Raw genomic sequence first — 7,640 nt, forward strand, 5'->3', positions numbered from 1 at the left:
GTCTGTTTTTTTTAAACGGACCATACTAAATACCAAACAGCCTGCGGCTATTTTCACGAATTGTTTCCGCTATTACCTGCGGTGCTTCCTGCCGGATTTCGCACAGGCTCTGCCAGACGTTTTTAATCCTTTCAGGACGATTAGGTTCTCCCTGAAAACCCTGTACAGGCATATCCGGCGAGTCGGTTTCCAGCAGCAGCGACGAGAGCGGCAGACGAGCAATAGCATTACGGGTTTTGCTGGCGCGCTCGTAGGTAATGGTGCCGCCAACGCCGATGGCAAATCCTTCACGGATAAAAGCCAGCGCCTGCTGCTCGCTTCCGGCAAAGCCATGCACGACGCCGCGCGCGGGCAGATCGAGCTTACGTAAGTGCATCGCCAGCTTGTCATGGGTACGGCGCGAATGCAGAATGACCGGCAGATTATAGTCGCGTGCCAGCCGCAGCTGCGCATCCAGCACCGCCTGCTGCTTGTCGAACTGCGGGTTTTCAATATAGAGATCCAGACCGATCTCACCAATCGCCACCAGCTTCGGCGAGCGCTGCCGCAAATAATTTTCCAGCTGCTGCAAATGCGCTTCCTGATGGTCGGCTATCGCCATCGGATGCGTGCCGAGCGCGGCATATAAAGGCTGATATTTTTCAGCCAGCGCCATTACGCCAGCAAAACGAGTGGCCGCAACGCCCACCACGATAATCTTCTCCACCCCTGCTTCTGCCGCCAGCCGCAGGCTTTCCGCCTCGTTGCCGCTAAAAGGCGCAAAATCAAAGTGGCAGTGCGTATCAACAAAAACAGTCATGCCAGAGACCCTTCAGGAAAATCATCATCATTACTTGCCAGCGGTTCCGGGAAAATAACCGGTTCATTAGCTGGCGGCATGGCCGGGACAACGGGTTCTGCGCCAGGCGCATCGTTATGTAGCCACTGCCCTATTGTAGCCAGGAAATAGCGGCCGCAGCGACGGCCCAGATGGTAATCCTGGTTTAACGATGCCACCCGGCTGCCCAACGCCATACTTGCCAGCGCGCGCGGCGGGAAAATTTCGATGATGTTCAGATCGCCCGGCGGCTCGTGAATAAACTGTTGGGTCTGTCGATAGCTTTCTTCATGCAGATGGATAATGTTAACCAGCGGCTGTAGCGCACCTTTATCCAGCCACCGCTCAACACGCTTTATCCACTGGGGCGTATAGGTCATCTGCGACGGCACGGTGCGGATCACAACTATAGTTCGGGCACCACGCCGCGCGGCTTCGCGTACCGGAATGGCATCGCTGATACCGCCGTCAAGATAGCTGATGCCGTCCAGATCCACGCCCGGCCGATACATGCCGGGAATAGCGCTGGAGGCTTTAATAATATCCAGCCAGTTTGCTGCCGTGGGGGCAAAATAGCCGGGCGAGTAGTCGTCGCTGCGGCAGGCGCACATATAGAATTCTCGCCCCTGGGAAAACGCTTTTTCACCTGCCGTCATTGCCAGCGGAAACTCTTTCGCAGTGATATCCACCAGCCAGTCCAGGTCGATCAGATGGCCGCCACGGACAAAGCGCAGCGGATTGAAAAAGAGCTTGCTGGTGGTATAGCGAGTAATAACGCGTCGCGCATAGCCGGGCTGGCCGCAAATAAAGGCAGAAAGATTCTGTGCGCCCGCAGAGGTACCAATCAGGAGGTCGAAGGGGTTAAAGCCGCCGCGTTGAAACTCGTCCAGGACGCCAGCGGTAAAAATGCCGCGCTGGCCGCCGCCTTCACAAACCAATGCTAGTTTGCCCGGATGAAAAGGCGTTAACGCCAGTGGCGCGATATTGCCGAGCGTGACTGGAATGCGCTGTCCCACCGTGCTCTCCTCTGGAATGTGATGCAGTGAGAGTACGCCTGACCAAAGGCCTGGTGTTTGACGCTTATTGCTACAGATGTTAATGCATGATGAAAAAATGTAGCGATGAGTGAATGCGAGGTTTAAAACAGAGGCAAAAAGGGAATCCAGGGGGCGGAAACAGAGAGACCTGCTGCAAGCGGGCTTTGCAGCCCGCTTTAACTTCCCGATGGCAGGCCTTAGCCCGCCGGGAAGATTTTTAAATCTATAGCTTCTTCCGGCCGGTAAACAGGCTGATCAGGAAGATGATGATACCCACTACGAAGACGATTTTAGCTGCCCACGCGGCTGTACCTGCCAGACCACCGAAACCTAAAGCAGCGGCGATCAGTGCGATAACCAGAAAGATAATACCCCAACGAAACATAAGCCTCTCCTTACCCTATATTAAAATCGAACATCATCTGTTATTGATTTCTGCCTGAGTTCAGCATGACTACTGTGCTCCTGCGGTAGTTCTGTCGCGGGCGCCCCTTACAGAGCCAGCCCGCGCCGGTCTTACGATTTTACTGACAGATCGTTTTTCACGCTCTTAACGCCATCGATCGCTTTGGCGATGCCTTCAGCACGGTCAGACTGTGCTTTGGTTTTCACTGCACCGGAAAGCTGAACCACGCCATTGGTCGTTTCAACCTTGATGTTGCGGGACGGTACGATGTCATCCGCTAACAGTTTAGCTTTAATTTCGCTGGTTGTTGCTGCATCACCGGCATAGCCGCTAACGCTGCTTTTTGTGCTGTCTTTTACGTGCAGTTTGTCACTGACGGATTTAACACCCTCAACTTTTTTCGCTTCGGATACGGCCAGCTCGGCCTGATCCTGTGAAGCGACAAAACCGCTCAGCGTGACGACACCGCTATGGGTTTTGACTGAGATATCCGTACTTTTAATGGCTTCGTTATCTACCAGGGCAGCTTTCACCTTGGCCGTAACGCCGCTGTCATCCATGTATCCACCGACTTTTTTCATAGAGCTATCGATCTTAGAACCCGCGCTGTCAGTAGTAGACTGTGCTTTCGGGGTAGTGGTGTCTTCTGCCATCGCAGCGCCACTAACCAGTGCAGAACCTACCAGAGCAGCCATCAGAGTTTTAGCAATCTTAGTCTTGTTCATCGATCTCTTCCTTCTTGGTTATTGCACTCACAACTGTGAGCTTTCAGCCACAAACGGCGTGACTGCAGTAATCAGGCGTTGTAGCAACCGCGCCACATATTTTGCGTCCTGTTGAAATAAATATAGACGCGTATCTGGATTTTGCTGTCCTTTGTGATTGATATGGCGGATAAATGGTCAAAAGCAGAATTTTTTAAGATGAGTCTGTAGGCAAGCGTCAGGGAAAAAGTGGGGAGAAAGCCTGAAGAAAATGCGGTGCAGGGTGCAGCAGATAAAGACATAATCAGAGCAGATTACGCCTTACGGTTTCGCGCTATGGCCAGGGTACGAAATGCCTGCCCGCAGTACCAAATGCTTGCCCACAGCACATTTTGCACTGCGGGCAGGCGAACGTTAGAGCATTAATGCTCGCGCGTTTTGCGGAATACCACTTCAGGATAGCGTTCTTGAGTAATATTGAGGTTGACCATAGTAGGAGCGATATAGGTCAGGTTATCACCGCCATCCAGCGCCAGGTTTACTTCGTTTTTGCGCTGGAACTCGTCAAACTTCTTCACATCACTGCATTCTACCCAGCGAGCGGTAGAAACGTTTACCGATTCGTAAATCGCTTCCACGTTATATTCACTTTTCAGGCGGGCAACGACCACGTCAAACTGCAGCACACCTACTGCGCCAACAATCAGATCGTTGTTATGTACAGGACGGAACACCTGTACCGCGCCCTCTTCCGACAGCTGTACCAACCCTTTCAACAGCTGTTTTTGCTTCAGCGGATCGCGCAGGCGAATACGGCGGAACAGTTCCGGCGCGAAGTTCGGAATACCCGTGAACTTCATGTTCTCGCCCTGGGTAAAGGTATCGCCAATCTGGATGGTGCCGTGGTTATGCAGGCCAATGATATCGCCAGGATAGGCTTCTTCAACGTGCGAACGGTCACCGGCCATAAAGGTCAGCGCGTCGGCAATCACCACGTCTTTACCCAGACGTACCTGGCGCAGCTTCATGCCCTTTTCATATTTGCCGGAAACCACGCGCAGAAACGCCACGCGGTCGCGGTGTTTCGGGTCCATGTTCGCCTGAATCTTGAAGACGAAACCGGTAAATTTATCATCTGCTGCGGTGACGGTACGGGTATCGGTAGCGCGCGGCATCGGCGATGGAGCCCATTCCACCAGGCCATCCAGCATGTGGTCCACACCGAAGTTGCCCAGCGCGGTACCAAAGAATACCGGCGTCAGCTGTCCGGCCAGGAAAGCTTCTTTATCAAATTCGTGAGAGGCACCCTGCACCAGCTCCAGCTCTTCACGCAGCTGTGCCGCCAGCTCTTCGCCGATAGCCACGTCCAGATCCGGATTATCCAGCCCTTTTACTATGCGGACTTCCTGAATGGTGTGGCCTTTACCAGACTGATAAAGATAGGTTTCGTTTTTATAAAGATGGTACACGCCTTTAAACAGCTTGCCGCAGCCGATTGGCCAGGTGATAGGCGCACAGGCGATTTTCAGCTCGTTTTCTACTTCGTCCAGCACTTCCATTGGATCGCGAATATCACGGTCCAGCTTATTCATAAAGGTCAGGATTGGCGTATCGCGCAGGCGGGTTACTTCCATCAGCTTGCGGGTACGATCCTCAACGCCTTTTGCAGCATCGATAACCATCAGACAGCAGTCAACCGCCGTCAGCGTGCGATAGGTATCTTCTGAGAAGTCTTCGTGTCCCGGCGTGTCCAGCAGATTGACCAGGCTTTCACGGTAGGGAAACTGCATCACGGAGGTGGTAATTGAAATTCCACGCTGCTTCTCCATCTCCATCCAGTCTGACTTGGCATGCTGGCTGGAGCCGCGGCCTTTGACCGTACCGGCCGTCTGGATAGCCTGTCCGAACAGCAGCACCTTTTCGGTGATGGTGGTTTTACCGGCATCCGGGTGAGAAATGATGGCAAAAGTGCGGCGGCGAGCCACCTCTTGCATAAAAGGTGCATTAGACATGAAAAAACTCTGTTTGGTGCTGGGCCGCCGCTGCGCGAAGTGCACAGGAAGACGCAGGCGATTAATCATCAATGGCCGGCATTTTCGCCGATCCGGCCGCTATACACAATCCACAACGCGGTTTGCAAAGAGGAAATGGCAGAAAGGCCGCAAAGCCTGGCATGTTGTCTACAGGATTTGCAGTCATTGTGCAGCCGAGATTCCAGCATGGCCGGTAAAATACCGCTGAAAAAAGCAGGAAATATTTAAAGACAAAAACAAAAAAACCGCCATAAATGGCGGTTTTTTTGTGCTGGTCAGGTTAAGCGGCCTTTCCAGCGAAGCTTTGTTACCTATGTAACGCAAGCACGACCTCGTGCGCATATTTTGAGCAGTTTATCACACAGAGTCAAGTGTTCTGCCTGCAAAGACTGGTATAAAATATCGCCGGGCCTTTTCGCCGCCTTAAGCAAGCGGGCACCGGTTTAAGGAAAGGAATTCCAACGACCGTAAACGTAAGCACGACCTCGTGCTTGCTTTCAGGGTAACAGCATCGGTGGTGTCGCCGTGAAGCGGTCTGTGCAAGGACCGCACAATGAAACGGTACATTTGTATTGTCATCGTTGTATCTGGTGCATTGTTATCAACCGTAAACGGGAAATGGAGCATCTCTCATAATTCGATTACGGTTATCGTCAATGCAGCAGGCAAGTAAGCTGAAAACCGCCCCTTGGGGCGGTTTTTTTAAGCAGCATGAAGCAGAGGCTTAGCTTTCACTCTGTAATCTTCTGGCGTTCTTTTTCTCTTCTCTCGCGACATTCGCACCCCGTTAAGTGGTCATTAACCAGCCCCAGTGCCTGCATCAAAGAGTAAGCCGTAACCGGCCCGACCCACGTCCAGCCACGTTTTTTCAGCGCTTTTGACATACTTATCGCTTCCGGCGACGTTTTGGTTTGCTGCCAGTACGCCAGATCGACAATGGCCGGACGATTTTCTGGCACAGGAGCAAACTGCCAGAACCAGCTTGCCAGCGAACCCGCTTCTTTAATCAGTTCTATGGCTCGATGCGCATTGTTGATAGCAGAAAGGATTTTTGCCCGGTTGCGAACGATTCCTTTATCGGCCATTAGCCTGGTAACATCTGCATCATTAAATTTGGCCATCTGGCAGAAGTCAAAATCGGCAAAGGCGCGTCGGAAATTTTCACGCTTGTTATAGATAAGCTGCCAGGACATACCGGAGTGAAAGCCTTCAAGACAAACCTTTTCAAAGATACGGCGATCCTCCATCACTGGTTTGCCCCATTCGTTATCGTGATAGTCCGGCATTGACGGCTGCCAGTAACAGCAAACACGGCCATCATCCGTTAAGGTCAGCCCGGCCTGTTTCAGTGCGGCAAGATCCATTTTGTCTCCTTACGGAAGTTTCTTAATTATCAGCACGATTGCTCTTTACAGATAAACAGGCGCGCGACGGCAATGCTATACCTGACATCAGATGTAACAACCGCTTTTGGTGACGAGCGGTAATCGACGCTATTTTGAGACCAACCCCGGCGTGACGTTAGTCCCGTTGCGTAATCCAACCATGAAAAGGGAAAATTTATGAGTAACAACGATTATCAACCAGCTAAAGTCTGGACAGAGAACAAGAACGCGGGCGGTACCTGGAGCAGCATCAATCGTCCGACCGCAGGTGCACGTCACGAAGCTGCACTGCCAGTTGGTAAACATCCTTTACAGCTTTATTCCATGGGCACGCCTAACGGGCAGAAAGTCACTATTCTGCTGGAAGAGCTGCTGGCACTGAATGTCAACGATGCGGAATATGATGCGCATCTTATCCGTATCAGCGATAGCGAACAGTTTTCCTCCGGTTTTGTTGAGGTCAACCCAAACTCCAAGATCCCTGCCCTGCTGGACACGTCTACCACACCAGCGACGCGCGTATTTGAATCCGGCGCTATCCTCCTTTATCTGGCAGAAAAGTATGGTCACTTCCTGCCAAAAGATCCGGCTGCACGCACCGAAACGCTGAACTGGCTATTCTGGCTACAGGGTTCCGCACCTTATCTGGGCGGCGGCTTTGGTCATTTCTACAACTATGCGCCAGTAAAAATTGAGTACGCGATTGACCGCTTCACCATGGAAGCGAAACGCCAGCTTGATTTGTTAGACCGTCAGCTGGCAGAAAACCGTTATATTGCTGGTGAAGATTACACCATCGCCGATATCGCCATCTGGCCATGGTATGGTGCGCTGGTGCAAGGGCAATTGTACAACGCTGCCGAATTCCTGGACGCGGGTTCCTATAAGAATCTGCAGCGCTGGGCTAATGAAATTGCCCAACGCCCAGCCGTACAGCGTGGCCGCATCGTAAACCGCACCTGGGGTGAACCCGCTGAGCAGCTGCATGAACGCCATGACGCTTCTGATTTTGAGTTACGTACCGAAGACAAACTGGCTAAATAGTGCTGCATCCTGATTCAGGACGACCCGGAATAGCGTATAAATTTGCTACAGGGCGCTTCTGATTCGCAGTTACTCAAAGCAATAAGCACTATTTATATCGAACGCGGTTTCCCTGAGGAAATCGCGTTTTTTTCTGCGCATCAGGCATCAGGCATCAGGCATCAGGCATCAGGCATCAGGCATCAGGCATCAGGCATCAGGCATCAGGCATCAG

The 7,640-nt window shown here is 52.2% G+C and carries 7 protein-coding genes; 1 reads left to right on the plus strand and 6 read right to left on the minus strand.

The genetic code is table 11. From position 1 onward, the window contains the following. Positions 1 to 25: 25 nt before the first annotated feature. From KUE00_RS20415 to KUE00_RS20440, 6 genes are all read right to left on the minus strand, one after another. The gene (locus KUE00_RS20415) at positions 26 to 799 is read right to left on the minus strand and encodes a TatD family hydrolase (protein ID WP_246762034.1); all 774 of its coding nucleotides are present in this window, start codon (positions 797 to 799) and stop codon (positions 26 to 28) included. Continuing rightward, on the minus strand, positions 796 to 1,833 hold the full coding sequence (locus KUE00_RS20420) for a patatin-like phospholipase family protein (RefSeq protein ID WP_246762036.1): 1,038 nt from the start codon (positions 1,831 to 1,833) through the stop codon (positions 796 to 798). Before KUE00_RS20420 ends, KUE00_RS20415 begins: the two co-directional genes overlap by 4 nt. Before the next feature lie 244 nt (positions 1,834 to 2,077). Then, the gene (locus tag KUE00_RS20425) at positions 2,078 to 2,239 is read right to left on the minus strand and encodes a DUF1328 domain-containing protein (protein WP_071995405.1); all 162 of its coding nucleotides are present in this window, start codon (positions 2,237 to 2,239) and stop codon (positions 2,078 to 2,080) included. Positions 2,240 to 2,370: 131 nt separating this feature from the next. After that, positions 2,371 to 2,985 (minus strand): molecular chaperone OsmY, encoded by a 615-nt coding sequence (gene osmY / locus KUE00_RS20430; RefSeq protein WP_246762038.1) that lies wholly within the window; start codon positions 2,983 to 2,985, stop codon positions 2,371 to 2,373. A 401-nt stretch (positions 2,986 to 3,386) separates the two neighbouring features. Beyond that, positions 3,387 to 4,976, minus strand: a complete 1,590-nt coding sequence (gene prfC / locus KUE00_RS20435) for a peptide chain release factor 3 (protein ID WP_246762040.1) — start codon at positions 4,974 to 4,976, stop codon at positions 3,387 to 3,389. 752 nt (positions 4,977 to 5,728) lie between these two features. Further along, entirely contained in the window at positions 5,729 to 6,361 is a 633-nt protein-coding gene (locus tag KUE00_RS20440) for a DNA-3-methyladenine glycosylase I (RefSeq protein ID WP_246762042.1), read from the minus strand. 198 nt (positions 6,362 to 6,559) lie between these two features. Between KUE00_RS20440 and yghU the strand changes: the two genes are divergently transcribed. After that, positions 6,560 to 7,426 carry a glutathione-dependent disulfide-bond oxidoreductase gene (gene yghU / locus KUE00_RS20445; RefSeq protein ID WP_246762044.1) on the plus strand — a complete coding sequence of 289 codons (867 nt, stop codon included), beginning with the start codon at positions 6,560 to 6,562 and terminating at the stop codon, positions 7,424 to 7,426. Positions 7,427 to 7,640 lie beyond the last annotated feature (214 nt).

The organism is Erwinia phyllosphaerae (assembly GCF_019132875.1).
Classification (GTDB): domain Bacteria; phylum Pseudomonadota; class Gammaproteobacteria; order Enterobacterales; family Enterobacteriaceae; genus Erwinia; species Erwinia phyllosphaerae.

Excerpts from the sequence above, each read along its gene's own strand:
- KUE00_RS20415 (WP_246762034.1), bottom strand. The coding sequence starts at position 799 with ATGACTGTTTTTGTTGATACGCACTGCCACTTTGATTTTGCGCCTTTT.
- KUE00_RS20425 (WP_071995405.1), bottom strand. The coding sequence starts at position 2,239 with ATGTTTCGTTGGGGTATTATCTTTCTGGTTATCGCACTGATCGCCGCT.
- osmY (WP_246762038.1), bottom strand. The coding sequence starts at position 2,985 with ATGAACAAGACTAAGATTGCTAAAACTCTGATGGCTGCTCTGGTAGGT.
- prfC (WP_246762040.1), bottom strand. The coding sequence starts at position 4,976 with ATGTCTAATGCACCTTTTATGCAAGAGGTGGCTCGCCGCCGCACTTTT.
- KUE00_RS20440 (WP_246762042.1), bottom strand. The coding sequence starts at position 6,361 with ATGGATCTTGCCGCACTGAAACAGGCCGGGCTGACCTTAACGGATGAT.
- yghU (WP_246762044.1), top strand. The coding sequence starts at position 6,560 with ATGAGTAACAACGATTATCAACCAGCTAAAGTCTGGACAGAGAACAAG.